This is a genomic window from Mycobacterium fragae (genome assembly GCF_002102185.1).
Taxonomy (GTDB): Bacteria; Actinomycetota; Actinomycetes; order Mycobacteriales; family Mycobacteriaceae; genus Mycobacterium; species Mycobacterium fragae.
Genome location: NZ_LQOW01000031.1, coordinates 682,772 through 708,583 on the forward strand (window position 1 = coordinate 682,772; position 25,812 = coordinate 708,583).

A 25,812-nucleotide genomic window follows, 5' to 3' on the forward strand; every position below is an offset into this window, starting at 1 on the left:
CTGTGGTGGTTTTCCAGCTCGGTGACGGCCCGTCTTCAACTACCGTCACCCTGTCTGCATGGGGACGAGAGTATCGGTAACGGCTCCGTTCGCATAACAATAGGACCCACGTCAACACCCATAGCGAGTCTCGAGGGAAGCGGTGAGCATCGACTACGTGCGCGACGGACACATCGTCACGATCACGATCAACCGGCCCGAGACGCGTAACTCGCTCGACATGGAGCATTTCCGCGACCTCGCCCACGCCTGGGCCGCGTTTCGTGACGACCCCGCCGCCTGGGTCGCCGTCATCACCGGTGTCGGCCGGGACTTCTGCACCGGAGCCGACCTCAAGAAGTTCATCCCGGAGTTGACCGGCGAGCTGCCCCGGCCCGACGGGTGGAACAAAACTGATGCGATCCACGCCGTCCTGCATCGGTTCCCGGTGTACAAACCGATCGTCGCCGCGGTGAACGGCGTGTGCGTCGCCGGCGGCTTTGAGATGTTGAGCTGCACCGACATTCGCGTCGCAGTGCCCGACGCACGATTCGCGGTGATGGAGCCCAAGCGCGGGCTGTTCGCGGGCGGCGGCAGCACCGTGCGGCTGCCGCGCCAGATGCCCTACCCGTATGCGATGGAGTTGCTGCTGACCGCCGACATGGTCGACGCCGAGCGCGCGCTCGCCATGGGCCTGATCAACCGCGTCGTGCCGCCGCAGCAGTTGATGGAGGCCGCCTACGACTATGCCGAGCGGATCACTGCCAACGCACCGCTTGCCGTCTGGGCGACGAAGCAGTCCGCTGTGGAGGGGTTGGCGCTCGATCTGCAGTCGGCGTACGAGAACGAAACCCGGCACAGCGACGGCATTTTCGCGACCGAGGACGCCAAAGAAGGCCCCCGCGCCTTCACCGAGAAGCGCCCGCCGCGATGGCAGGCACGCTAACCGCCTGGCGGCGGGACCGCCGTGCAGAAACCACGCAGGAGCACGCGACGATCGAGACCGCGAGGGCCAGCACCCAGTCCCCGAGTCGTTGGTAGAGGGTGCTGACCGGCCCCAGAGGAACAGAAACGACGGTCGCGCTGCGGTAACCCCCTGGACGCCAGACGAGTTGTCGCCCGCGCGCGTCGAACGCGGCGCTGTCCCCCGAAAGCCCGACGTGCACCGCCGGGCGGCCGACCTCGACCGCGCGTACTGCGACTTGGCCGGCCAGTTGTGGCTGCGCCCAACTCCCCTGGTACGTCGACGTGGAACTCTGGTACGCCAACAGCTGGGCGCCGAGTTGCACCTCTCGGCGCGGCAGGTCGGAGAACAGCGCTTCGAAGCTGATCAACGGCCCGACGGTCAGCGTGCCGGTTCGCAGCACCACTGGTCCGCTGCCTCGGCCGCGGTCCGCGGCTGCGGCCTTGGTGTGGCGGGTAATGCTGCCCAGCAGCGGGCGCAGCGGCACATACTCGCCGAAGGGCACCAGGCGGACCTTCCGATACGCGCCCACCGAACCGTGGGGGCCGACAAGCACCGCGGACTTGTAGATTGCCCCGGTGGGTGTGGGCGCGTCGACGTTGACGAGTAGGTCAGCATCGACGCGTCTGGACAGATCGGCCAAGTCCGCCAACGCTTTCGGGTGACTGGCGAGATCAACTGCCACGCTGCTCTCGCCCCAGACCACCAGGTCTAGCCGCTGACCCGCCAGCGTCGCGGTCAACGCCTCACCGGCCTTTTGCCGGGCCCCGGCATCCGTGATGTCGCCCGGCTGCACCAGCGCCACACGCACCGTCGAACCGGCCGTAGGCGCCGGACCCAGCACGAACCACGTCGGCCCTACGGCAGCGCAGGCAACAGCGACCAGCAGGGCGATCACCCGACCGCGCACACCGTGGTGCAGGATCGCCCCGGCGACCGCCGTATTGGCCGCTACCAGTAGGAAACTCGTCAACCACACCCCGCCGAGAGACGCGGACGCCAGCGTGGAGGGCTGGTTCCACTGCGAGGCGCCCAGCAGAGCCCACGGTCCGCCCAGAGCGGGCCAGGACCGAGCCGCCTCGGCCAGCACCCACGCGCTCGGCAAAACGACAGTGGCGGCAAGCATCCGGCCGACTGTCAGCGGGTAAGACAGCAGCCGCTGCGCCGCCCATCCCCACGGCGCCCACAACGCGCCCAGCCCGGCGGCCAGCACCGCCAGTAGCGGTCCCGCGCTTGGCAGCAGCCAGTACTGGGTGGTCAGCACGTAGCCCGCAAGCCCGCACCAGGCCCGTGCGGCAGCCTCCCATGCGGTCGGCGCGGCGCGCACGACCAGCAGCAGCGGCACTGCCCCCACCCACGCCCACCACCACCAGGACGGCGCCGGGAAGGCAAGCGCGAGCAGAGCGCCAAACCCGAAGCCCGCCACCAGTCCGGCGGCGCGGCGGCCGCGCATCACCGACACGGTGGTAGACCGGAGGACGGAGGTCCACGATGACGGCCAGACCACACTTCAGCCGCACCGAGGCGCCCATCGGTATCTACAACGGCGAGCACGCCATCATTGTCTACGAGCTCAAGCCCATTCCGCTGTGGCCCAAATATTGGATACGCGCGCTGGCAAGCCAGTTTCATCGCGAGCTCGATCCGGCGCCGAAGGTCGACATTACGATGCTGGACGACTGCATTCGTTTCTCGGTCTTCGTATCACCCGAGGTGTCTGTGGCGGATCTGTGCAAACTCGACGATGCGGTCTACAACGCGGTCGACAAAGCGGGGCGCGCCATTGAGGACGAGCAAGCACGGCTCGACGAGAAACTCGAGCAGGTGCGCAAGCGCCGCGCCCATACGTGGGGCGAATAGCCTTAGTTGAGCCCGTAAAACCGCTGTGCGTTCAGGCCGCCGATCTTGGCGCGGACGTCGTCGCTGATGTCGGGGCGGGTACGCAGGTGCTTGGTGCTCTCCGGCCACTCGCCGTCCCAGTGCGGGTAGTCACTGGCGAACATGATGAAATCGGCGCCGAGCACGTCGATGACGCCGGGCAGGATGGGCTCCTCCGGCTCGCAGGTCACGTAGATGTTGCCGGCCTGCACGTACTCCTGCGGATCGCGCTGCCAGCCGTGTTCGATCCAGTCGCCACGCTTTTCGAAATGCTCGTGCAGGCGGTCGATGAAGAACGGCACCCAACCCACACCCGCCTCCAGGAACGCGACCCGCAACCCCGGATGCCGATCGAACACCCCGCCGGAGACGAGCGCGGTCATCGCGGTCATCTGGTCGAACGGAAAGCTGATGCAATGCACCTGAATGTAATTCGTGAAGCGATCCACGCCGATCTTCGGCAGATGAATGCCGGGCGCGCCGTGGATACCGAGTGGCATCTCGAGCTCCACCGCGGCGGCGTAGAACGGGTCGAGGTCGGGATGGTCGAGGTTTCGCGTCTTGAGTGCCGGCGGGACGAGCGTCGCCACCAGCCCGAGGTCCTTGGCTTCGCGCATCACGTCGATGGCGACCTGGCCGTGCTCGATCGGAGCCACGGCCACGCCGCGCAACCGGCCTTTGGACGGCGCGCAGTAATCCGCGATCCACTGGTTGTACAGGCGCGCGAACCCGGCGGCGAATTCGGGGTCTTCGAGGCTGGGCGCACACAGCCCCAGGCTCGGATACAGCACCATGGTGTCGATGTGATCGCGGTCGGCGTCGCCCAGCACGCCCTCCGTCGACCGGCAGTTGATGCCTGGCGCCGTGCTGATCCCGTGCAGAGGCGGGCAGCCGGCGCCGGGGCCGCGGTCTTCCGGATACTTGCGGCCCTCGATGATCAACCTCGGCGTCCCGTCGGTGCTCGCCGTGACGTGTTGGGGCCAGCGCTTGATGGCTTCGACGGCCAGCGTGGGGTTCTCGGCGACGTGCCCGTCGGCGTCGATGATTCGCATGGCTGGCTCCGCTCCTCCGGCAATCTGCGGGTTCGACGTACACCGCACATGAAACACTGCCGTCATGGTTATCGCTATTGCTCGTCCCAAATTGGAAGGCAATATCGCCGTCGGCGACGATCGTCAGCTCGGGTTCGCCGAGTTCGGCGACCCCCAGGGACGCGCCGTCTTCTGGCTGCACGGCACCCCGGGCGCGCGCCGCCAGATCCCGACCGACGCCCGGGTCTACGCCGAGAAGAACCACATCCGGCTGATCGGGGTCGACCGCCCCGGAATCGGCTCCTCCACGCCCTACCAATACGACACCGTCGTCGCCTTCGCCGACGACCTGCGCACCATGGCGGACACGCTCGGCGTCGACAAGATGGCCGTCATCGGCCTCTCCGGCGGCGGGCCCTACACGCTGGGGTGCGCAGCCGCCATGCCCGATCGCGTCGTGGCGGTCGGGGTGCTCGGCGGTGTCGCGCCTACCAAGGGCCCGGATGCGATCGCCGGCGGGGTGATGACACTCGGTTCGTATATCGCACCGCTGCTCGCGGTGGCTGGATGGCCGATCCGGTTGGCGGCGGTTGGTTTCATCCGGATGATCCGCCCGGTTGCCGAGCCCGCGCTGTACGTCTACGCCCGGGTATCCCCCGAGGCCGACCGGCGGCTGCTGGTGCGGCCGGAGTTCAAGGCGATGTTCCTCGACGATCTGCTCAACGGCAGCCGCAAGCAGCTCGCGGCCCCGTTCGCCGATGTGATCGTGTTCGCCCGGGATTGGGGATTCCGGCTCGATCAGGTGAAGGTCCCCGTCCGGTGGTGGCACGGGGACCGCGACCACATCGTGCCGTTCGCCCACGGCCAGCATGTAGTCGACCGGCTGCCCGACGCGGAGTTGTATCACCTGCCCGGTGAAAGCCATCTGGCCGGCCTCGGCCGCGCCGAGGAGATCCTGCGCACCATCAGCGAACTCTGGGACAGCATCGAGCAGAAGTAATTCGCCGTGCAAACACAGCGGCTCACGGCCGACCAGCGGAATTCATTCATCGCGGCGCTGCTGGGCTGGACCATGGACGCCTTCGACTACTTCCTGGTGGTGCTGGTCTATGCCGATATTGCGACGACGTTTCACCGCAGCAAGACCGAAGTCGCGTTCCTGACCACGGCCACTCTGATGATGCGGCCGGTGGGCGCCTTGTTGTTCGGGCTGTGGGCCGACCGGGTGGGCCGACGGCTGCCGCTGATGGTCGACGTGGCGTTCTATTCCCTGGTCGGCTTCCTGTGTGCGTTCGCACCCAACTTCACCGTGCTGGTGATCCTGCGGCTGCTGTACGGCATCGGCATGGGCGGTGAGTGGGGGCTGGGCGCGGCGCTGGCGATGGAGAAGGTTCCGGCCCAGCGACGCGGCTTCTTTTCCGGGCTGCTGCAGGAGGGCTATGCCTTCGGCTATCTGCTCGCAACGCTGGCGTCGTTGTTGGTGATGAACTGGTTGGGGCTGTCATGGCGCTGGCTGTTCGGCTTGAGCATCATCCCGGCTCTGGTCAGCTTGATCATCCGCTACCGGGTTACCGAATCCGAGGTGTGGGAGGTGACGCAACGCCGGATGCGGTTGACCCACACCAAGATTCGCGACGTGCTGGCCGACGCCGCCGTTATCCGCCGGTTTGTCTATCTGGTGCTGCTGATGACCGCCGTCAACTGGATGAGCCACGGCACCCAGGATGTGTACCCGACGTTCCTGACGGCCTCCCACAGCGGCGGTGCCGGCTTGGGGAGCGCGACGGCCAAGTGGATCGTGGTGACCTACAACGTCGGCGCCGTCGTCGGAGGGCTGATCTTCGGGTCGCTTTCTCAGCGATTCGGTCGCCGCTACACGATTGTGTTCTGCGCGGTGCTGGGGTTGCCGATCGTGCCGGTGTTCGCATACTCGCAGACCGCCGCGATGCTGTGCCTCGGCGCGTTTTTGATGCAGCTCGTCGTGCAGGGCGCCTGGGGCGTCATCCCGGCACATCTGACCGAGATGTCTCCGGACGCCATCCGCGGCTTCTACCCCGGCGTGACATATCAGCTGGGAAATCTGTTGGCGGCCTTCAACTTACCGCTTCAGGAACGCCTGGCGTCCGCTCACGGCTATCCATTTGCGTTGGCCGCGACGATTGTGCCGGTGTTGATCATGGTCGCGCTGCTGACCGCGATCGGTCAAGACGCCACCGGGATTCGCTTCGGCACCGAGCAAACCGCTGTTGTCGGCCCACTGAATTAACCTTGGCCGTGTGGCGCAGTCTCCGCGAACTCGGTATGCCGCGTGCGGCGGCGGCGACCGACAGCTTGACATCGCCTACCAGGTGTTTGGCGACGGCCCGACCGATCTCCTCGTGCTGCCGGGGCCATCCATCCCGATCGACACGATCGATGCCGAGCCGTCGATGTACCGCTTTCATCGGCGGCTGGCGGCCTTCAGCCGGGTGATCCGGTTCGATTTCCGCGGAATGGGCCTGTCGTCGCGCATTCCCTCGATTGAGATGCTTGGGCCGCAGTTCTGGGCGGAGGATGCGGTCGCGGTCATGGATGCGGTCGGATGCGAGCAGGCGGCGGTCTTCGCGCCGAGTTTCAACACGATGGCCGGACTCGTTCTGGCAGCCGACTACCCGGAACGAGTGCGCAGCCTGGTGATTGTCAACGGCGCGGCACGCGTGCTGCGGGCGCCCGACTATCCGGTCGGCGCCGCGCCGAGTGAGGCGACTCGATTCGGGACGGTCGGAATAGAGCCTGACGCGGTTGAGCGGGGCTTCGACATGCTTGGCATCGTCGCGCCGAGCGTCGCTCGCGATGATGCGTTTCGTGCCTGGTGGGATCTGGCCGGCAACCGTGCGGCCTCGCCGAGCATGGCCCGGGCTGCCACCCGCGTGGTGATCGAGGCCGACGTGCGCGACACACTCACCCGCATCAGCGCGCCGACGCTGATCCTGCATCGTGTCGACGTGGACTTCATCCCGATCGGGCACGGCCGCTATCTCGCCGAGCACATCGCGGGGTCACGCTTCGTGGAGCTACCGGGCGCGGATTCGCTCTATTGGGTCGGCGATACCGCGCCAATGCTCGACGAGATCGAGGAGTTCATCACCGGCGTGCGGGGCGGCTTCGAGGCCGAGCGGGTGCTCACCACGATCGTGTTCACCGACATTGTCGGCTCGACGGAGCGCGCCGCCGCGCTCGGCGACGACCGGTGGCGTGACCTGCTGGACAATCACGACAGCATCATTCGCCACGAGCTCGAGCGATTCGGCGGACGCGAAGTCAACACTGCAGGAGACGGATTCGTCGCCTCGTTCACCAGCCCGAGCGCTGCCATCGCGTGCGCGGACACCATCGTGGATGCGGTCCGTGTGCTCGGCATCGAGGTGCGGGTCGGAATCCACGCGGGCGAGGTCGAAGTGCGCGGCACGCTGAAAGAAGATGTCGCGGGCTTGGCCGTACACATCTGCGCGCGCGTCGCCGCGCTCGCCGGGCCGAGTGAAGTGCTGGTGTCCTCGACGGTGCGTGACATCGTCGCCGGCTCTCGGCGCAGGTTCACCGACCGGGGCGCCCACGACCTCAAGGGTGTCCCCGGCCGGTGGCAGCTGTGCGCATTAGTGCGCGACGACGCGACGGTCAGGCGGTAGCGCACCGGGGAGCTACCCTGACATCGTTTCGCCCACCTCGACGCGCCCGCCGTAGCCGAGCAGCGGGCAGCCGCTCGCGATCTGCACTGCAGCGTCGAGGTCGTTGGCGGTGATGACGATGTAGCCGGACAACTGGTCACCGGCCTCGGCAGGCTCACCGAGCATCACCGCGCGTCCCACGCGGCTGCCGAAATCGCTGATGTGCGAGCCGATCTTGCCGAACCAGCTCGACCACGCGTCTTCTTGTTCGGCTGTCGGGTTGACACCGGGATTGCGAAAGGTCAGGACGTAGGTGGACATGGCATGTACTCCCTTCTCAATGTTTGCCTCTACCCGCCTGACGTATGGACCCGCCCCGATCCGACACCGCTGTGAAAAAAATTTCTATGGGGCCGCCTCGCTCAGCACACGCCGCAACATATGCATCGCCACCGTCGTCGAACGGTCCCGCACGTCGGCGCGATTGCCGGGCAGCCGAAGCGTCCGCGTCAACGACCGGCCATCAGCCAACGCGACGGTGAAGCAGACCGTGCCCACTGGCTTGTCCTCGGTACCGCCCTCGGGACCGGCGATCCCGGTGATCGCGACCGCGGTATCGGCCCCGAAGCGGCGCAAAGCACCCGCGGCCATCGCCTCGGCCACCGGTTCGGACACCGCCCCGTGCGCCTCGATCATCGCCGCGTCCACGCCGAGCAACTCGGTCTTCGCCTCGTTGGAGTAGGCCACCACCCCACCGCCGACGTACGCCGACGAACCCGGCCGGTCGGTCAGCCGCGCCGCCACAAGGCCTGCGGTGCAGGACTCCGCGGTGGCAATCCAGCGACCGGCCAGCAACTGCGCCAGCTGCTCGTCGACAGTCGAGCCGTCTTCGGAAAAGACGTGCTGCCCATGCTTTTCGCGCAACAGCTCGACCAACTGGTCGTACACGCCGGCGGCGTCGGGCTCGTAGCGGGTGACCATTTCCACCTCCCCGCGCCGCAGGCAGGTGGTGATCTCCAGCGACTCGAAACCGGGCAGCCGCTCCTCGGCGTCGCGCAGTGTTTCGGCCAGCCCGGATTCCGGCAGCCCGAACATCCGCACGGTGTCCTGGCGATAAACGGTCCGCCTCGCGATGGCCTCCTGGACTTCGGGCAGCTGCACCGCTGTCCGCCACATCGGCTGCAGCTCACGCGGCGGCCCCGGCAACACCACGACGGTCGGCGGGCCGGGAACCACAACACCCGGCGCGGTCCCCACCGGATCGATCACCAGCGCCCCGGCCGGGATCATCGCCTGTTTGCGGTTGGCGGCGCGCACCGCGTCGAAGTCGCCGCCGATGCGCGCCATCAAGGATTTGAGGATCGCCGCGATCTTGCCCTCCAGCTCGGCGTCCAACACCAACTCACGACCGCAAAACCGCGCCACGGTCGCAACCGTCATGTCGTCGGCCGTCGGCCCGAGCCCGCCGCTGGTGATGATCAGGTCGACGCCCTGATCGGCCATGAATTGCAGCTGCGCCTGGATGTCGGGGACCCGGTCACCGCAGATCGTGATGTGGGCAAGCTCCACCCCGAGCTCGAGAAGCTGATCGGCGATCCAGGGACCGTTGCGGTCCTGCACCCGCCCCGTCAGAACCTCGGTTCCAGTGACCACAATGCCCGCACGCACGCTCACCGCTATGACACTAAAGTGTGGCGATGATCGAGTTAGAGGTGCTTCAGGCTGACGTGACCAAGCTCGAGGTGGACGCGATCACCAACGCCGCCAATACCCAACTCAAGCACGGCGGCGGCGTGGCCAAGGCCATCTCCCGCGCCGGCGGGCCGCAGGTCCAGCGCGAGTCGAATGAGAAGGCCCCGATCGGCCTCGGCGAAGCTATCGAGACCACGGCCGGCGACATGCCGGCACGCTATGTGATCCACGCGGCGACGATGGAGCTCGGCGGGCCGACCTCGGCCGAGATCATCGAGAACGCGACCCGATCCACGTTGGATAAGGCTGACGAATTGGGTTGCCGTTCACTGGCTTTGGTGGCATTCGGCACCGGCGTCGGCGGTTTCGCGCTCGACGAGGCGGCCCGGCTGATGGTCGGCGCGGTCCGCCGGCACCAGCCTCGCTCGCTGCAGCGGGTGGTGTTCGCGGTCCATGGCGACGAGGCCGAGCAGGCGTTCCGCGCGGCCGCGGAGCGCTAGGGCCCCGACAGGTAGCGCTCCACCGACTCGGTTTTGCGGGTCATCGCGTCGGTGACACCGGCGCGCCAGTCGACCTTGATCACCACACTGACGCGGGGGGCGCGCGCGGCGACGGCTTCGACGGCGTCGTGAACGACCGTCATCACCTCGTCCCAGCTGTCGCCTTCGATGACCGTGAACATTGCATCGGTTTTGTTCGCCAAGCCGGAGCGCCGAACCACCCGAACCGCCTCGGCCACAAGCTCCCCGACACCCTCGCCGACGCCCAGCGGCGTCACGGAGAACGCGACCAGCACCGACACAACACGAGGGTACGCATGGCAGCATCGGGCGCATGCGGGTTCTGGTGCAACGGGTCTCCTCAGCGGCCGTGACGGTCGACCAGCAGGTCGTCGGCTCGATCAACCCCGCGAGCCAGGGCCTGCTGGCATTCGTCGGCGTCACCCACGACGACGATGTCGACAAGACCCGGCGGTTAGCCGAAAAGCTTTGGCAGCTACGCATTCTCGACGACGAACAATCCGCGGCCGACGTCAACGCGCCGATCCTGGTGGTCAGCCAGTTCACTCTGTATGCGGACACCGCCAAGGGTCGACGACCGTCGTGGAACGCGGCCGCACCGGGTGCGGTGGCCGAGCCGCTGGTCGGCGCGTTCGTGAAAGCGCTCCAACAGCTGGGCGCCGAGGTGCAGACCGGTGCCTTTGGTGCCCGTATGCGGGTCGAACTGGTCAATGACGGCCCAGTGACCGTGTTGCTGGAACTGTGATTCACATGGTGGCGTAGCCTGATCTGAGGGTTGGGCCCGGGGATTGGTGGAGCGGCTGACGTGACAAACGCCGAGACTGGTCAGTTCACTTTTGCCCACCCCGCGCTGCTCTATCGCACGCAGCAGGAGTACCTCGATTGCCTGCTGCCGTTCATCACTGAGTCCGTCAAGGCCGACGCAGCGGTGTTGGTCGCGGTACCGGGACCCAACCTGGCCCTGCTGGACGAGGCGCTGGGGTCCTCTGCCGATCACGTCGTCATGGCCGACATGACACTTGCGGGACGCAACCCCGGGCGGATCCTCGGCGAAGTGCTGAGCAGCTTCGTCGAGAAGCATCGCGATCAACCGGTACGCATGGTGGGTGAACCGATCTGGCCCAGCCGATCTGAACTCGAATACCCGGCATGCGTGCAGCATGAGGCGCTCATCAACCACGCATTCACCGGCCGCGACGTCACCGTTGTCTGCCCGTACGACGTTGCACAGCTTGACCCCGACGTCATCGTCGACGCCCACTGCACCCATCCGGTGCTGTGGCAGCACGGATCGTCCGAGCAGGACAGCCCGACATTCGCGCCTGACGAAGTGTGGGCCCGCTACAACCAGCCGCTGTCCAGCGATCCGACCGCCGTCAAGTACACGGCGCGAAATCTGGCCGATCTCAGTGGTGCGCGCGCCTTCGCCGGCGCGTATGCGCAGTGGTTCGGCCTGCCCCCTCGGAAAACCGCGGATCTGCAATTGATCGCCAGCGAGCTGGCTACCTCGAGCCTGACCGAGACCGGCGGGCCGTGCCGGCTCGCGCTGTGGCGTTATGACGGCCACATGGTCTGCGAAGCGCGCGACGGCGGATATCTCGATGATCCACTCACCGGGCGCCGACCCTACGGCAGCGACAACGCCCGAGGCCGCGGACTGTATGTGGTCAACGCGGTGGCCGATCTGGTGCGTACCCACAGCAGCCCGGAGGCAACCACGATCCACGCCTACCTTCGTCTGGACGAGACGGCATGATGCGCGCGCAGGCTGTGCTGGACTCCGCCGCAGGATTGGCCCCGTTCGGCCATGTCGCGTGGGGCTACCAAAACCGGGCCGAATTTCTCAGCCGCGCAGCGGAATACATCGCCGACGGGCTGCGGCAGAACCAGTTCATCGTCTACGCCGCGCAGGGCACCCGCGAGACGCTGCGAGCGGAGCTGGCCGCGATGCCCGGAGTCGGCGAGTACCTCGGCTCCGGTCGTATCACGGCGATCCCGGCCCAGGACTACTTCGTCTACCTGTCCGGAAGCGACGTCGTCGACGCTGATGCCGCACTGGCCAGATACCTGTCGGTTCTCGAGTGGGCAATCGCCAACGGCTACACCGGCGTCCGGGCGATCGCAAATGTCACGCCGGTCGCCCGAACCGCCGTACAGCGCGATGCATTGGCCCGTCTGGAGTACCTGATCGACCAGCGGATGGCGGTGTTACCGGTCGCAGCGCTGTGCGCCTACGACACGGGCGTGCTCGGAGCCGCCGCAGAAGAACTGATCTGTCTGCACCCGTTCGTCAGCGAGGGATCGGTGAAGTTCCGGCTCTACGCCGACCCGGACGCCGACGTTGATTTCGCGTTGGCCGGCGAAATCGACGCCTCGGCCGACGCGTTGTTCGAGACCACGCTGCGACGTGTGTGGCCGCTGGAGTCCGGTCACACGCTGCGTATCGATGCCCAGCGTTTGACGTTCATCAGCCATCAGCAGCTGGTCATGTTGGAAGAACGTGCCCGCGAGCAGGACAGCAAGGTCCAGCTGTGGACCGAACAACCCGTGATCAATCGGCTGGTTGACGTGCTCGGTCTGCGCCATGTGCGGGCCGACGCCAAGCCGGTGTAGCGGACGGCCACGGACCGCATGCTGCGAGACATTCGTGAACTCGCCGGTGACCCCGACGCCTATGCCGCCGAGCTTCGCCGGCGCTGGGGCGGACTGCTGAGCTACCGCTACATCGGGCGCAGTTACGTGTCGATGGACCTGGGCCCGGTTGACGACACCGTCACGCTGCGTCACGATATGCGCAACCCGACCGGCGGCATACTGCTGGCCATGCTGGGCATCGCCTCCCCGGAAGGCGGCGGAATGTCCGATCTGGAGGCGGTTCCCAACCCGGTCATCCACTCCTGCCAAGTGCTCGACCCGGGCCGAGACGTGCGTCGCATCGAGGTGAAGACCGAGGTGGTAAGGCGCGGCCGGAAGATGGGTTTCAGCCGATCCCGCATCGTCGACGCCGATCAGCCGGCCCGGGTGCTCGCGCTGACCGAGGGCGAAGGCATCAGCATCGGCACGCCACCCGAGGGGCTGGACCGGATGCCGGTCGAACCGATCGAGGTGGTCGACTCCCCCGACCTGCCGCCGCTGTGGCGCGTGTTCGGCGCGCATCGCCGCGACGACGGGCACTGGACCCTACCGGAACTCGCCGCTGAGGTGGCGTCACCGGACGCGGCGCTGCACCTTGGGCCCCAGTTCGTCGTCCTGGAGACAGCGGCCCTTGAGCAAGCCGCCGGGCTCGCCGACACCGATCGGCTGCAAGGCGTGTCCTCTCACGTCATGTTCGTGGCCCGCGGCAAGGCCGGCCCGTTCCGCGTCGAAGCCGAACCGATCGCCGGCGCCAATGGCAGCGTCGCGGTGCGCACCGTCATCCATGACGAGGGCGCCGACGACCGGGCGATCACCGTCGGGTCGTACCTGTTCGAAAGCCAACGATGACCGCACGCTCCGACGACGACGAATGGGACATCGTCACCAGCGTCGGCTACACCGCCCTGCTGGTAGCCGGATGGCGTGCATTACACACCGCAAGTCCCGACCCATTGGTCCGAGACGAATATGCGCGGCATTTCATCGCTGCCTCGGCCGATCCGTATTTGACTGCGCAACTTGCCGATCCGGGAACATCTGAGGGCGCGACGGCATTCCCGCGGCTTTACGGCGTGCAAACCCGGTTTTTCGACGAGTTCTTCATGTCAATGGCCGACGGCGGTTTGCGGCAAGCGATCATCGTCGGCGCGGGTCTGGATTCGCGGGCATACCGGCTTGCGTGGCCAAGCGGCACAACAGTGTTCGAGATCGATCGGCCGAAAGTCCTTGAGTTCAAGCGACGCGTGCTTGCCGAGCACGGGGCCGAGCCCACCGCCCGGCGGATCGACGTCGCGGTGGATCTGCGGACCGACTGGTCGATACCGCTGCGGGCATCCGGCTTCGACCCGCAACAGCCCAGCGCCTGGTCGGTGGAAGGGCTGCTGCCCTACTTGACCGCCGCCGCGCAAGACACCCTGTTCACGCGCATCGATCAGCTCTCGGCGCCGGGCAGCCGGCTCGCGATTGGTGCGCTCGGTTCGGGCCTTGACCGACATCGGCTCTCCGCCCTGGAGGCGACCTACCCCGGCCTGAACAAGTCCGGCGACTTCGATTTCTCGAATTTCACCTACGACCAGGAAACGAAGACCAAACCCGCGCAGTGGCTGGCCGAACACGGATGGTCAGTCGATCCGGTCCGCACCAACCCGCAGTTGCAAACCGACTACGGACGAACACCCAACGATGTGGATGTGCAAATCGACAACATCATGCACTCCGAATACATCACGGCGACCCGTTGAGCCTCGCCGCCTGGCGCCGAGTGTGTGGGTTATGCACGCGATTTCGCGATTTTTCGACCATAACCCACACAGTCGGCGGTGCATGCGACGGCAATTACGCCTCGCGCGTCTCGCGGTAGGTGGTGCTGCGGCCCACCCGCTCCCACAGCACACCGTCGCCGGCGGTCACGCCCGCGTGGATCAGCTCGCGTTTGAGGATTTTGTTGGTCGCCGTTTTCGGCAGCTCGCTGTTGATCCGGACGAAACGGGGCCAGGCCTTCGCCGACAGGTCGGCTTGACCGGCGAGAAAGCTTTCAAAGTCGCTCGGCGTCAAGGCCTCACCTTCGTTGAGCACGATCGCGGCCATCACCTGGTCGCCGACCAGTTCGTCCGGAACCCCGTAAACCGCGACCTGGTTGATCGGGGTGAGCCGCTGCAGAATTCGCTCGATCGGCGCGGCCGCCAGGTTCTCGCCGTCCACGCGGAGCCAGTCCGCCGTGCGCCCGGCCAGATAGATCCATCCGTCGGCGTCTCGGTAGGCCAGATCACCGGACCAGTACATGCCGTGGCGCATCCGCTCGGCAGTGGCCGCCGGGTCGTTGTAGTAGCCGGAAAACGGCCCGGCGCCCTGGGTGTTCACCAGTTCCCCGACCGCTTCGTCGACGTTGGCCAGCGCACCGGTTTCGTCGAAAATCGCTGGCGCACATTCGGTAACCGTTTCCGGGTTGTACACGCTGACCCCCGGATAGCCTTTACCGATGGATCCGGCCGGGGTGCCGTCTTCGCGGGTGACGATCACCGCGAACTCACTCGATCCGAAGCTGTCGACGACCTGGCAGCCGAATCTCCCGCTGAACTCCGCGATATCACGTTCGGTCGCCTCGTTACCGAACGCTATTCGCAGCGTGTTGTCGGCGTCGTCGGGCCGCTCCGGGGTGGCCAGCACCAACGCTAACGGCTTGCCGACGTAATTCATGTAGGTGACGTTGTGACGGCGGATGTCGGCCAGAAATCGCGACGGCGAGAACCGCGCCGGCACCATGGTGGCACCGCTTCCGATCGCCACCGCCCAGCCGGCGGCCACGCCGTTGGAGTGAAACAACGGCATCGACAGGTAGCAGACATCCGCCGCGGTGATGTCGAACTGGCCGATCAGGCTTGCGCCGCAAAGGATCGCCATCACGTGGGCGAAGCGGACCGCTTTTGGGTTGCCGCTGGTTCCGGACGTGAAGATCATCATCAGGGTGTCGTCCGGCCTGACTTCGCGGTGCGGCACCAGCGGCGGCGCTGCGGCGACGGCGTCGCGGTAGCGCGGCGAAGTCACGTCGAGCACCGCGATGCCGGCCAGGTCCAGCCCGTCGAGCAGCGGCAGGTGGTCGGGGTCGACGAGCAGCAGTTGGCAGTCTGCGCGCCGGATGTCGGCGAGCAGCCCGGCGCCGCGGCGGATGGTGTTGATGCCGCACAACACGTAACCGCCCAACGCGGCCGCCGCCATCGACCGCAGCATGGCCGGCGAGTTGCCGAGCAAGGCGCCGACGTGCAGCGGACGGGTGTCATCGGCGAGCCCGATCAACGCCGATGCCTCAGCGGCCGCCTCACCGAGGTGCTCTTGCCACGTCCATGTTCGATCGCCGTGGGCGACCGCAACGGTGTCGTCGTGCATACGGCTTCGCAGCAGCTGCTGGACGGTTTCAAACATTTCGCTCCGGTCGATACCGCAGCAGGGTGATGCCCGCATCGGCGACATCGCAGAACACCGGGCTCACCCGCATGCCGATGCGGACGTCGTCCGGATCGACATCCACCAGTTCGGTGCTGACCCGCGGTCCGGCGTCCCACTGCACCACCGCGAGAATCTGAGGCAATGCGTCCGCCCACGGCGGACCGGTCGGTCGTCGCGCCACCGTGAAGGTGTAAAGTGTTCCGGCGCCGTCGATTTCGCGCCACTCCAGGTCGTCTGCCAACGTGCCGGGGGCCAGCGTGCGCGGATAGAACACGTACCGGTCGAGCGACGGAGAATACTGCACCATGATCCGGTGTTCGGTGAGTGCTTGCCAAAACGGCTGCGACACCGGCGTCGGTTCGGGAAGGGGCCGCGGTTCGGTCATCCTCAGTCACCGCCCAGAATCAGCGCGACCTGCTCGCTCATGATGCCGCCGGTGCCGGACACAAAAGCCCGATGGCAGTCGCGCACTTGCGCGTCGCCTGCGCGGCCCATCACCTGGCGGGCGGCGTCGACGACATGATGCATGCCGCCGGCCATCCCCGCTTGCCCGAACGACAGCTGCCCGCCGGCGGTGTTGAGCGGAAAGTCGCCGCCGAAGGTCAGGTCATGCTCGTTAACCCAGCGCATGCCTTCCCCTTTGGCGCAGAATCCGGCATCCTCGAGGGTCATCAGCACGGTGATGGTGTAGCAGTCGTAAATGGATGCAACATCGACCTCTGAGCGCGTCAGGCCCGCCATGGCGAACGCCCGCTCCGCAGCACGCGCCACCGGAGTGGTCAGGAGATCGTCGGCGTAGGTCGGAGTCTTGAACGCGATGTGTTCGCCGAATCCCCTGACCCACACCGGCCGATGCCGCGCGTGCCGCGCCACGTCCGCGTTGGCGATCAGAACGCCGGCACCGCCTTGCACCCGCATCACGGTCTCCAGCATGTGGATCGGATCGGCGATCATCGGGCTGTTCAGCACGTCGTCGACTGTGATCGGCTTGCCGTGGAACACCGCGCCGGGATGCGCGCAGGCGTTCGCGCGCTGGTCGACGGCCAGCTTCGCCAGCGCCGCCGGGTCGTAGCCGAACACCGCCGCATACCGCTGCGCGATTTGCGCGTAGGGCGCGTTCTGGCCGACGTTGCCGTATGGGATCTCGAACTCGGCCTGCGGCGATCCGTACTTGTTGCTCGACGCTCCATGCCATCGGGGTGCAGGCTCCGGCTGCCGCGCGGACTTCGGCAGCATCGAGGAGCCGGGCACCACCGCGAGAACGGCGTCACACAGCCCGAGTTCGACGGCGACCGCGGCCCGCCACACCATCCCCGCCGACGTCGCACCGCCGAGGTCGACCCGTTCACCGAAATCCACTGGCAGCCCGAGGTATTCGGCGAGCGTGGCCGGGGCGAACATGTCGGATTCCGCCAGGCCGTGGCAGATCAGGCCGTTGACCACGGTGGCGTCGACACCGGCGTCCTCGACGACCATCCTGGCCAGCAGGGCGTACTGGTCGAGGGTGAACGACGGCGGCCTGGTCTGTTTGCGCTCGGCGGGCAGTTCGGCGATGCCGATGATGGCCGCCTCGCCGCGTAGGCCGGTCATGCTGATTCTTCCCGGCGTGGCAGCGCGACGGTCGCGGTGCCGGGCATCAGCACGGTGCTCCCCCGCCGCCCGGCGATGTCGAGATCGACCAGGCCGGTGCCGTCGGCCAGCCGCTTGCCGGTGACCACTCCACCGAAACTCAGCTCTTCGCCAGGGAATGCGACCGCCCGGTTCTGCACGGCGTATTCGACCAACCGGCCTCGGCCGCCGATCCAATCGGTGATGGCACGCGCGAGTAGCGCCGCCTGAAGCGGGCCCTGCACCAACACGTTGTCATACCCCTCGACGGTTCGGGCCCAGTCTTTGTCGTAGTGGATGCGGTGACCGTTGTAGGTGGCGGCGCTGAAGAAGAACATCTGCCGCTCGTCGACGGTCACCGTAAGGCCCGGCAACGGATCGCCGACGTGGACGTCTTCGTAGAACATCGAACTCCTCTACGGTCGGGCGATCATCGATGTCGTTGCCTCGGCGACCAATTCACGCCGCTGGTTGCGGTACACGGTTCGCCATGTGACCAGAACGAACGGGCCTGAGCGGCCCTGCTTTTCCACGATCGACTCGATCGTGCGCACCATCTCGATCTCGTCGCGGTGATATGCGGGCCCGTAGAATCTGGTGCTCTCCCCGCCGGCCATCCGTTTGGGCGCGCGGGGAAACGCCAGGCTGCCCGACACCGCTCCGGAAGAACCGTCCGGCCGCAGCCCATCCAGCGGCGTTGCTCCCAGCACGGCGTATTGCAGGTAGAGCGGCGGGCAGATGATGTCGCGATAGCCTTGGGCGCGAGCGTATTCGGCGTCGAACCACAACGGGTTGTGGTCGCCGACGGCCGCGGCCCAGCGTTGCCAGTCGCGCCGGTTGACTTCGCCGGTTGCGGTGGCGGCGACGGTGCCCACGCGCGACGCGGACTCGGCGTCGATCAGACTCATCCGTTGTCCTCCAACCATGTCGCGGCGATGTCCGCGCCGCCGCCGAGCGTCGCCAGCACCCGTGCCCGCTCGGAGAACAAATGCAGGTCGGTCTCGACCACGTAACCCATGCCGCCGTGCAGTTGGTGGGCATCCAGCGTGATCGATTTCGCGGCGGTGGCCGCGTGCATGCGGGCGATCGCGGTCTCCCGGGTGGCGGTGCGGCCCTTGCCGATCCAGAACACGGCCGACTGCGCGGCCAGCCGGGCGGCGGCCAACGCGATATGCATGTTCGCCACCAGGTGCTGTGCCGCCTGAAACGAGGCGATTGGCCGGCCGAACTGCCGGCGCGTGGTGGTGTAGTCGACCGTGCGTTGCAGCACCGCCTCACCGACCCCGACCAGATCGAGCGACAGCAACGCCACCGCCGCGTTGGCCACCCGGCGCAAATCAGAATCCGCGATGTCCGCGAGCACCGCCGGACCATCCGCCACCGGCACATCGTCGAAGCGAACGCAGAAGGACCGGTGGGCGCCCATCAGCTGCAGCGGCTCGACGCGCAGACCCGGCGCGCGCATGTCGACGACGAAGCCCATGGTCCGTCCGTCGGTCGCCGCCGACACCACGATGTGGTCGGCCAAATCGGCGTCGGCGACGAAGTCGGCGGTACCGCGCAGCCGCCACCCGCCGTCGGGTCCCGGGCAGGCGAGCAGCGTCGGCGTGATCATCGCGGAATTGCGTGCGCTCCACAAACCCGTTGTGGCGCTGATGCTTCCACTCGATAGCAGCGGCAGCCACGCCGCATGTTGTTGCGGCCCGCCGAGCAGATGCACGGCCAGCGCCGCCTGCACGGTGCTGTGCACGATGGTCGGACACAGAGCGCGACCGGCTTCCACGCAGAAGATACCGAGGTCGGACAGCGTGCCGCCGGAACCGCCGTATTGCTCGGGAAGCGTCAGACCGAACACACCGGCGTCCGCCAGTGCCGCCCATAACGATTGCGGCGTCCTGTCAGTGGCCAACAGTTTGCGCAGCATCGACGACAGGTCTTGTTCGTCTTGGTCGGGTAACAGCCGCATGCTCAACGTCCGTATGACGGCATGCCGTGGCCCCGTTGGGCGATGACGTCGCGCAGCACCTCGTTGGTGCCTCCGCCGAACCGCATCAGCGGCGACACCCGGTACAAGCGCTCGAACTGGCCGTCCAGCGGTGCGGCTGGGCTGCGATACGCCAGCAGTCCGTCGGGGCCGAGCAGGTCGATGGCCAGGTCGGCGATCCGCTGGCGCAGTTCGCTGCTGAACACCTTCTCAACGCTGACTTCCACCGTCGGGATCACCCCGCTGTCCAGCAACGATGCCGCCTCATATCCCATCAGCACCGCGGCCTCGACGTCCGCCTCGGCTTGGGCCAGCCGCCTACGAAAGCTCGCGGAACGCAACGGCACGGTCCCGTCGCGGCCGGGACGGGCGGCCAGCTCGGTCAGCTCGTCGAGCGCGCGGCGGAGATCCCCGGCGTTGGTCAGCGCGCCGCGTTCCAGATCCAGCGCGCCGGTGATGTACGTCCAGCCCTGATTGACCTCGCCGATCAGATTGCCGACGGGAACCCGGACCTCGTCGAAGAACACCTCGTTGGTGCGGTACCCCGACCACGCGTAAAGCGGACGGATCGTGATGCCGGGTAGGTTGACCGGCACGATGATCACCGAGATTCCCCTGTGCCGTGCAGCGCTGGGATCGGTGCGCACGCACAGCCACTCATGGGTGGCGCGCTGCGCGCCGCTGTTCCAGATCTTGGATCCCGTGATCACCCATTCGTCGCCGTCACGCACCGCGCGGGTGCGCAGGCTGGCCAGGTCGGTGCCTGCCTCCGGTTCGGAATAGCCCACCGCACAGGTCATTTCGCCGCGCGCAATCGGCGGGAGGAACTCCTTCTTGTTCTGCTCGGTGCCGTGCCGCATGATCATCGGGGCCACCGAGGTCACCGTCAGATCCGGGCCGGGCACACCCCAGTACTCGAATTCGCGCATCAGCAGATGCTGGTAGATGGCGCCGAGGCCCAGCCCGCCGTATTCGGGCGGCCAGTTCAGCCCGAACCAGCCCTTCTCGCCGATCTTGCGCCGGAATGCCGCGACTTCCCCGCCGTGTTCCTCCTGGCCCCGTTCGGCCAGCTCCGCTCGCAACGCCGGGGTGACGTTCTCGTGCAGAAAGGCGCGCACCTCGGCCAACCAGGCGCTCTGCTCGGCGTCGAGCTCGAAGTCCACGATCCGAACATTAGAGTACGGGGATGCAATTCTGGTCGGGCACACCATTTATGAGCGCGAAGGATGCCCTGGCCGTCGCGCAACTGCTCGACGAGGCCGGCTACGACGGCGTGATCTGCGCCGACCACATGATCTATCCGCGCCGCCTGACATCGCCCTACCCCACCGGTGCGGACCGGCCGCCGTGGTCACCCGAGACAGCGTGGCCGGACTCGTGGATTCTGATCGGCGCCATGGCGTCGGTGACGCGGCGGCTGCGCTTCTCCAACGCCGTCTACGTCGCGCCGGCTCGTCCGCTGTTGGAGGTCGCCAAACAGGTGGCCACCGCGTCGGTCATCTCCGAGGGCCGGGTGTCGCTGGCCGTCGGCGCCGGCTGGATGCGCGAGGAATTCGAGCTGATGGGCCAGGATTTCGGCAACCGAGGCAAACGGCTCGACGAGATGATCCCGGCGTTGCGTGCACTGTGGCAGGGCGGTTGGGTGTCGTGGAGCGGCCGCTACTACCAGGTGCCGGAGTTGATGCTCGAACCGCACCCGAGTGCGCCGGTGCCGATCCTGTGTGGCGGCGAATCGGATGCGGCGTTGCGGCGGGCGGCACGGCTGTGCGACGGATGGGTCGGCACGGCTTATGCGTGGGACGACGCCGCGGCCTATGTCCAGAAGCTGACCGCGCTGCGCCGCGAATATGGTCGGCACGACGAGCCGTTCGAGATCATGCTGGCCTTGCTGGAGCCGCCGTCGGCGGACCTCTACCGGCGCGCCGAAGACCTCGGGGTGACCGCGGTGATGTGCGCGCCCTGGGCGGGCGCCGAGGACCTGCCGTATCGAGCGGCCATCGAGCGGTTCGCCGAGACCGTGATCGCAAAGTGCCGCTAGCGGCTACATCCTGTGCGGGACGTCGTTGACCAGCCCGCCGTCCATCACGAACTCGGCACCGGTCGCATACGAAGATTCGTCGCTGGCCAAAAACACGACGAACGTGGCGACCTCGTCGGACTGCCCGGGCCGGCCGAGCGGGGTGGTGACCATGTCGTCCGGGAAATGCTTGGTCATCGGGGTGCGGATGAAGCCGGGATGGATGGAGTTGACCCGGATGTTGTGCGGGCCCAATTCCAGGGCGGCCGACTTGGTCAGGCCCCGCACCGCCCACTTGGAGGCGACGTAGGGGTGCACCATGACCGCCCCGCGCAGACCCTCGATGGACGAGACGTTGATGATCGAGCCGCCGCCGGCGGCTTTCATCGGCTCGACGGCGGCCTGCATACCCAGGAACGTGCCGGTGAGGTTGACGTCGATGACCTTCTGCCACTTGGCCATGTCGAACTTGCCGATCTGTCCCAGGGCCACGATGCCGGCATTGTTGACCAACACGTTGAGTGCGCCGAAGTCGTTGAGCGCGGTGGAGACGGCGGCTTCCCAGTCATCGGGCTGGGTGACGTCGAGGTGGACGTACCGCGCGGCGTTCCCGAGCTCGTCGGCCAGCGCCTTGCCCTTCTCGTCGAGGATGTCGCCGATGACGACCTTGGCGCCCTCCCCGACCAGCATCCGGGCATGGGCAGCCCCCATGCCCTGAGCGCCGCCGCTGATCAGTGCAACTTTTCCGTCCACGCGTCCCATGACGGGTCAGGCTACCGCAGCCGGTTTCGGGTCGAGCGCCGGGAAACAATGGGCCTGACAATGAGACGATGAGCGTCGCGACGTCGTTACTCACCGCGTGCAGCGGGTTTCTGCTCGCCGTGCTGTGGATGGACCTGATGTTCGACACACAGGTCCTCGGCCGCCGAGACGCCCGCGATGAGCTGCCGGAATCGGTGTTGGCCTCTATCGCGGCCTACTACCGGCGTGCGACCACCGGATCGCGACCGATGAACCGGCTCATCGCCGTCGTCATGGTCGTCTTGCTGGCAGCATTGGCGATCCGCGCGGTCCGCGGGCATGACCCGGGCTGGTTGGTGGCCGCCTCGGCAGTGCTGGCGGGCGCCCCGATTGGGCTGGCCTTGACGCGCACTGTCCCCAACGCGGTCCGGCTCGGCAGTCGTTCGGACGACACGGCCCGCCAAAGCCGGCTGGCCCGCGCCATCTGCCGGGATCATCTGATGTGCGCCGGCTGCATGCTGGCATTCGTCGTCTTGTGGGTGGTGTACTAAACTAGAACACGTTTCAATTCGGCCAGCGATTCAGGAGCAGGCATGCATACCCCCATCTGTGACGAACTCGGGATCGAGTTTCCGATCTTTGCTTTTACGCACTGCCGCGATGTCGTCGTCGCGGTCAGCAAAGCGGGCGGCTTCGGCGTGCTTGGCGCGGTCGGCTTCACGCCGGAACAGCTGGAGATCGAACTGAACTGGATCGACGAGAACATCGGCGACCACCCGTACGGCGTCGACATCGTGATCCCGAACAAATACGAGGGCATGGACGCGCACCTGTCCGCCGAAGAGCTGGCTGAAACGCTGCGCAAGATGGTGCCGCAGGAGCACCTGGACTTCGCCAAGAAGATTCTCGCCGACCACGGGGTCCCCGTGGAGAACGCAGACGAGGACACCTTGCAGTTGCTGGGCTGGACCGAGGCGACCGCCACGCCGCAGGTCGAGGTGGCCCTGAAGCATCCGAAGGTGGCGATGATCGCCAATGCGCTCGGCACCCCACCGGCGGACATGATCAAGCACGTCCACGATTCCGGTCGCAAGGTGGCCGCGCTGTGCGGCTCACCGTCTCAGGCCAGAAAGCACGCCGACGCGGGGGTGGACGTCATCATCGCCCAGGGCGGTGAGGCCGGCGGACACTGCGGCGAGGTGGGCTCGATCGTGCTGTGGCCGCAGGTCGTCAAGGAGGTCGCCCCGATACCGGTGCTCGCGGCAGGCGGCATCGGCAGTGGTCAGCAGATCGCCGCGGCTCTGGCGCTGGGCGCGCAGGGCGCCTGGACCGGTTCGCAGTGGCTGATGGTCGAGGAAGCCTCCAACACCCCCGTCCAGCAGGCGGCATACGCCAAGGCGGACAGCCGGGACACCGTCCGCAGTCGCTCGTTCACCGGCAAGCCGGCCCGAATGCTGCGCAACGACTGGACCGAGGCCTGGGAGAAGCCGGAGAACCCGAAGCCGTTGGGCATGCCGCTGCAGTACATGGTCTCCGGGATGGCGGTGCGGGCCACCAACAAGTACCCAAACGAGACCGTCGACGTCGCGTTCAACCCCGTCGGACAGGTGGTCGGGCAGTTCAGCAAAGTGGAGAAGACGTCGACGGTCATCGAGCGCTGGGTGCAGGAGTACCTGGAAGCGACGAACCGGCTGGACGAGCTCAACGCCGCAGCCAGCGTCTGATCACTCGTCGTCGGCGTTTTTGCCGGTGATTACCTCCAGATTCCCCGTTTGTGTGATCTGGATATCTATTACGGGTTCGGGTTATCGCTGGTGATACCTGTGTCTGAGGGGAACCCTCCGCTTTGAAGCGGGAACCCGCCGTTGGTCAATTGCCCGATCTGCCAGCCATGTTCGGTGCAGAGCATCGGAAGCCCGTCGGGAGACTGGGCCGACAACCCCCGCGGGTTGTCACACGGGGCACCGACCTGCTGGACCCCGCGCAGCGGGTAGGTGACCACCCAGTAGCCCGATTGCGCGGCCGGGAACTGGTGGGTGATGAAGTGGCACGCTTCGGCCTGACCGTTCGGGCCGCGTCCGTAGATGAACCGCTCGTAGTTGTCGCACGGAGCACCCAACGAGGCGTCGTAGTTCATCCCGGGCACATCGCCGTCGTAGTGCTGGGGGTCAGCGGCGGCAGTCGGTGCCAGGCTCACAGTTGTCGCGGCGATCGCAGCGGCGGTGAACAGTTCGCGAATCATGACCAACACCATAACGAGTAGGGCCTCGGCCACAAGGTCGTTTCGCCGCGTACGCGCTGTGTGCCGGTCGAAGCCGCTCGCGAGAACACGTTCCATTTCCGGGATCGCGATGCTTTACTGAGCCAGAACGGGTCGAATACCAGTCGTATTACTAGGAGTGCCCCCGATGCCGACTCCGAACCTCCCACCCGGATTCGATTTCACCGATCCTGGCATCTACGCCGAGCGCCTTCCCGTCGAGGAACTGGCCGAGATGCGGCGGTGCGCGCCGATCTGGTGGAACGAACAGCCATACGGCGTTGGGGGGTTCGACGACGGCGGCTATTGGGTGGTGACCAAGCACAAGGACGTCAAAGAGATCTCGCTGCGCAGCGACGTGTTCTCCAGCCTGGAAAAGACCGCGTTGCCGCGCTACAAGGACGGCACGGTCGGTGAGCAGGTCGAGCGCGGCAAGTTCGTGCTGCTGAACATGGACGCGCCGCAGCACACTCGGCTACGCAAGATCGTCTCGCGGGCCTTCACGCCGCGCGCGGTCGAACGCCTGCGCGACGACCTCAACGAGCGCGCGCAGCGCATCGTCGCGGCCGCCGCGGCCGAGGGTTGCGGCGACTTCGTCGAGCAGGTGTCGTGTGAGCTGCCGCTGCAGGCCATCGCCGGGTTGATGGGCGTGCCGCAGGAAGACCGTAAGAAACTGTTTCACTGGTCGAATCAGATGGTCGGCGACCAGGATCCGGAGTTCGCGAACAACGACGCCATCACCGCGTCGGTCGAGCTGATCATGTACGGCATGCAGATGGCCGCCGAAAAGACCAAGAACCCTGGACAGGATCTGGTGACCACGCTGGTCCAGGCCGACGTCGACGGGCACAAGCTTTCCGAGGACGAGTTCGGGTTCTTCGTCATCCTGCTGGCGGTCGCCGGCAACGAGACCACGCGTAACTCCATCACTCAAGGGATGATGGCCTTCACCGACTACCCGGACCAGTGGGAGCTGTTCAAGCGTGAGCGCCCGGCGACGGCCGCGGACGAAATCGTCCGGTGGGCGACTCCGGTGACGTCGTTCCAGCGCACCGCGCTGCAGGACTACGAGTTGTCCGGGGTACAGATCAAAAAGGGGCAGCGGGTGGTGATGTTCTACCGCTCCGCGAACTTCGACGAGGACGTGTTCGACGATCCGTTCACCTTCAACATCCTGCGTGATCCCAACCCGCACGTGGGGTTTGGCGGCACGGGTGCGCACTACTGCATGGGCGCGAATCTGGCGCGGATGACGATCGACCTGATCTTCAACGCGATCGCCGACCAGATACCCGATCTCACATCCGCGGGTAAGCCCGAGCGGCTGCGGTCGGGATGGCTCAACGGCATCAAGCACTGGCAGGTCGACTACCACACCACTGGAGCGAAATGCCCGGTGGCACATTAAAATAACC

The 25,812-nt window shown here is 66.7% G+C and carries 29 protein-coding genes; 15 read left to right on the plus strand and 14 right to left on the minus strand.

The window, feature by feature from the left end:
- Positions 1-142: 142 nt before the first annotated feature.
- Complete coding sequence (locus AWC06_RS21580) at positions 143-925, plus strand: enoyl-CoA hydratase/isomerase family protein (RefSeq protein WP_085199980.1); 783 nt, start codon at positions 143-145, stop codon at positions 923-925.
- Here the strand turns inward: AWC06_RS21580 and lnt are convergent.
- Complete coding sequence (gene lnt / locus AWC06_RS21585; protein ID WP_085199981.1) at positions 888-2,396, minus strand: apolipoprotein N-acyltransferase; 1,509 nt, start codon at positions 2,394-2,396, stop codon at positions 888-890. The two genes, AWC06_RS21580 and lnt, sit on opposite strands and share 38 nt — an antisense overlap.
- 38 nt (positions 2,397-2,434) lie before the next feature.
- On the opposite strand from lnt, the gene AWC06_RS21590 reads away from it, so the two are divergent.
- A complete protein-coding gene (locus tag AWC06_RS21590; protein ID WP_085199982.1) occupies positions 2,435-2,803 on the plus strand; it encodes a hypothetical protein in 369 nt (122 codons plus the stop codon).
- A gap of 2 nt (positions 2,804-2,805) precedes the next feature.
- On the opposite strand, the gene AWC06_RS21595 is transcribed toward AWC06_RS21590, so the two are convergent.
- On the minus strand, positions 2,806-3,873 hold the full coding sequence (locus AWC06_RS21595) for an amidohydrolase family protein (RefSeq protein ID WP_085199983.1): 1,068 nt from the start codon (positions 3,871-3,873) through the stop codon (positions 2,806-2,808).
- Between the two features lie 64 nt (positions 3,874-3,937).
- Between AWC06_RS21595 and AWC06_RS21600 the strand changes: the two genes are divergently transcribed.
- Genes AWC06_RS21600 through AWC06_RS21610 form a run of 3 tightly spaced genes read left to right on the plus strand, consistent with a single transcriptional unit; the run spans position 3,938 to position 7,517 of the window.
- Entirely contained in the window at positions 3,938-4,852 is a 915-nt protein-coding gene (locus AWC06_RS21600; protein WP_085199984.1) for an alpha/beta fold hydrolase, read from the plus strand.
- A 6-nt stretch (positions 4,853-4,858) separates the two neighbouring features.
- On the plus strand, positions 4,859-6,118 hold the full coding sequence (locus AWC06_RS21605) for an MFS transporter (RefSeq protein WP_139820167.1): 1,260 nt from the start codon (positions 4,859-4,861) through the stop codon (positions 6,116-6,118).
- A 10-nt stretch (positions 6,119-6,128) separates the two neighbouring features.
- On the plus strand, positions 6,129-7,517 hold the full coding sequence (locus tag AWC06_RS21610) for an adenylate/guanylate cyclase domain-containing protein (protein WP_085199985.1): 1,389 nt from the start codon (positions 6,129-6,131) through the stop codon (positions 7,515-7,517).
- A gap of 12 nt (positions 7,518-7,529) precedes the next feature.
- Here AWC06_RS21610 and AWC06_RS21615 read toward each other — a convergent pair whose 3' ends face one another.
- On the minus strand, positions 7,530-7,817 hold the full coding sequence (locus AWC06_RS21615; RefSeq protein WP_085199986.1) for a YciI family protein: 288 nt from the start codon (positions 7,815-7,817) through the stop codon (positions 7,530-7,532).
- 84 nt (positions 7,818-7,901) lie between these two features.
- The gene (locus AWC06_RS21620; RefSeq protein ID WP_483406800.1) at positions 7,902-9,170 is read right to left on the minus strand and encodes a competence/damage-inducible protein A; all 1,269 of its coding nucleotides are present in this window, start codon (positions 9,168-9,170) and stop codon (positions 7,902-7,904) included.
- Positions 9,171-9,193: 23 nt separating this feature from the next.
- Here AWC06_RS21620 and AWC06_RS21625 point away from each other — a divergent pair, with 23 nt between their 5' ends.
- Positions 9,194-9,688: a macro domain-containing protein gene (locus AWC06_RS21625; protein WP_085199988.1), complete on the plus strand. Its 495-nt coding sequence runs from the start codon at positions 9,194-9,196 to the stop codon at positions 9,686-9,688.
- On the opposite strand, the gene AWC06_RS21630 is transcribed toward AWC06_RS21625, so the two are convergent.
- A complete protein-coding gene (locus AWC06_RS21630; protein ID WP_085199989.1) occupies positions 9,685-9,990 on the minus strand; it encodes an MTH1187 family thiamine-binding protein in 306 nt (101 codons plus the stop codon). The genes AWC06_RS21625 and AWC06_RS21630 overlap by 4 nt on opposite strands.
- 32 nt (positions 9,991-10,022) lie before the next feature.
- Between AWC06_RS21630 and dtd the strand changes: the two genes are divergently transcribed.
- Genes dtd through AWC06_RS21655 form a run of 5 tightly spaced genes read left to right on the plus strand, consistent with a single transcriptional unit; the run spans position 10,023 to position 14,085 of the window.
- Positions 10,023-10,454 (plus strand): D-aminoacyl-tRNA deacylase, encoded by a 432-nt coding sequence (gene dtd, locus AWC06_RS21635; protein ID WP_085199990.1) that lies wholly within the window; start codon positions 10,023-10,025, stop codon positions 10,452-10,454.
- A 60-nt stretch (positions 10,455-10,514) separates the two neighbouring features.
- Positions 10,515-11,465: a sensor histidine kinase gene (locus AWC06_RS21640; RefSeq protein ID WP_085199991.1), complete on the plus strand. Its 951-nt coding sequence runs from the start codon at positions 10,515-10,517 to the stop codon at positions 11,463-11,465.
- Positions 11,462-12,322 (plus strand): MEDS domain-containing protein, encoded by an 861-nt coding sequence (locus AWC06_RS21645; RefSeq protein WP_085199992.1) that lies wholly within the window; start codon positions 11,462-11,464, stop codon positions 12,320-12,322. Before AWC06_RS21640 ends, AWC06_RS21645 begins: the two co-directional genes overlap by 4 nt.
- Before the next feature lie 18 nt (positions 12,323-12,340).
- Entirely contained in the window at positions 12,341-13,192 is an 852-nt protein-coding gene (locus tag AWC06_RS21650) for a hypothetical protein (RefSeq protein ID WP_085199993.1), read from the plus strand.
- On the plus strand, positions 13,189-14,085 hold the full coding sequence (locus tag AWC06_RS21655; RefSeq protein WP_085199994.1) for a class I SAM-dependent methyltransferase: 897 nt from the start codon (positions 13,189-13,191) through the stop codon (positions 14,083-14,085). Before AWC06_RS21650 ends, AWC06_RS21655 begins: the two co-directional genes overlap by 4 nt.
- Positions 14,086-14,179: 94 nt before the next feature.
- Here the strand turns inward: AWC06_RS21655 and fadD1 are convergent, their stop codons facing one another.
- Genes fadD1 through AWC06_RS21690 form a run of 7 tightly spaced genes read right to left on the minus strand, consistent with a single transcriptional unit; the run spans position 14,180 to position 20,542 of the window.
- Complete coding sequence (fadD1, locus tag AWC06_RS21660) at positions 14,180-15,763, minus strand: fatty-acid--CoA ligase FadD1 (RefSeq protein ID WP_085199995.1); 1,584 nt, start codon at positions 15,761-15,763, stop codon at positions 14,180-14,182.
- On the minus strand, positions 15,756-16,172 hold the full coding sequence (locus tag AWC06_RS21665; RefSeq protein ID WP_085199996.1) for a Zn-ribbon domain-containing OB-fold protein: 417 nt from the start codon (positions 16,170-16,172) through the stop codon (positions 15,756-15,758). The genes fadD1 and AWC06_RS21665 overlap by 8 nt, the downstream gene beginning before the upstream one ends.
- Before the next feature lie 2 nt (positions 16,173-16,174).
- The gene (locus AWC06_RS21670; protein WP_085199997.1) at positions 16,175-17,377 is read right to left on the minus strand and encodes a thiolase family protein; all 1,203 of its coding nucleotides are present in this window, start codon (positions 17,375-17,377) and stop codon (positions 16,175-16,177) included.
- Positions 17,374-17,802, minus strand: coding sequence for a MaoC/PaaZ C-terminal domain-containing protein (locus tag AWC06_RS21675; RefSeq protein ID WP_085199998.1), 429 nt, complete (start codon positions 17,800-17,802; stop codon positions 17,374-17,376). Before AWC06_RS21675 ends, AWC06_RS21670 begins: the two co-directional genes overlap by 4 nt.
- A 9-nt stretch (positions 17,803-17,811) precedes the next feature.
- Positions 17,812-18,303 carry a MaoC family dehydratase gene (locus AWC06_RS21680; RefSeq protein WP_085199999.1) on the minus strand — a complete coding sequence of 164 codons (492 nt, stop codon included), beginning with the start codon at positions 18,301-18,303 and terminating at the stop codon, positions 17,812-17,814.
- A complete protein-coding gene (locus AWC06_RS21685; RefSeq protein WP_085200000.1) occupies positions 18,300-19,361 on the minus strand; it encodes an acyl-CoA dehydrogenase family protein in 1,062 nt (353 codons plus the stop codon). Before AWC06_RS21685 ends, AWC06_RS21680 begins: the two co-directional genes overlap by 4 nt.
- A gap of 2 nt (positions 19,362-19,363) precedes the next feature.
- Entirely contained in the window at positions 19,364-20,542 is a 1,179-nt protein-coding gene (locus AWC06_RS21690) for an acyl-CoA dehydrogenase family protein (RefSeq protein ID WP_085200001.1), read from the minus strand.
- A 23-nt stretch (positions 20,543-20,565) separates the two neighbouring features.
- Between AWC06_RS21690 and AWC06_RS21695 the strand changes: the two genes are divergently transcribed.
- Positions 20,566-21,417 carry a TIGR03619 family F420-dependent LLM class oxidoreductase gene (locus tag AWC06_RS21695; protein ID WP_085200002.1) on the plus strand — a complete coding sequence of 284 codons (852 nt, stop codon included), beginning with the start codon at positions 20,566-20,568 and terminating at the stop codon, positions 21,415-21,417.
- Positions 21,418-21,420: 3 nt separating this feature from the next.
- On the opposite strand, the gene AWC06_RS21700 is transcribed toward AWC06_RS21695, so the two are convergent.
- Complete coding sequence (locus AWC06_RS21700) at positions 21,421-22,158, minus strand: glucose 1-dehydrogenase (protein WP_085200003.1); 738 nt, start codon at positions 22,156-22,158, stop codon at positions 21,421-21,423.
- A 68-nt stretch (positions 22,159-22,226) separates the two neighbouring features.
- On the opposite strand from AWC06_RS21700, the gene AWC06_RS21705 reads away from it, so the two are divergent.
- Positions 22,227-22,688, plus strand: coding sequence for a hypothetical protein (locus AWC06_RS21705; protein WP_085200004.1), 462 nt, complete (start codon positions 22,227-22,229; stop codon positions 22,686-22,688).
- Between the two features lie 42 nt (positions 22,689-22,730).
- Positions 22,731-23,861: a nitronate monooxygenase gene (locus AWC06_RS21710; protein ID WP_085200005.1), complete on the plus strand. Its 1,131-nt coding sequence runs from the start codon at positions 22,731-22,733 to the stop codon at positions 23,859-23,861.
- A gap of 68 nt (positions 23,862-23,929) precedes the next feature.
- Here AWC06_RS21710 and AWC06_RS21715 read toward each other — a convergent pair whose 3' ends face one another.
- Positions 23,930-24,379 (minus strand): hypothetical protein, encoded by a 450-nt coding sequence (locus AWC06_RS21715; protein ID WP_085200119.1) that lies wholly within the window; start codon positions 24,377-24,379, stop codon positions 23,930-23,932.
- Positions 24,380-24,545: 166 nt separating this feature from the next.
- On the opposite strand from AWC06_RS21715, the gene AWC06_RS21720 reads away from it, so the two are divergent.
- Positions 24,546-25,805 (plus strand): cytochrome P450, encoded by a 1,260-nt coding sequence (locus AWC06_RS21720; protein WP_085200006.1) that lies wholly within the window; start codon positions 24,546-24,548, stop codon positions 25,803-25,805.
- The last annotated feature ends 7 nt before the right edge of the window (positions 25,806-25,812 follow it).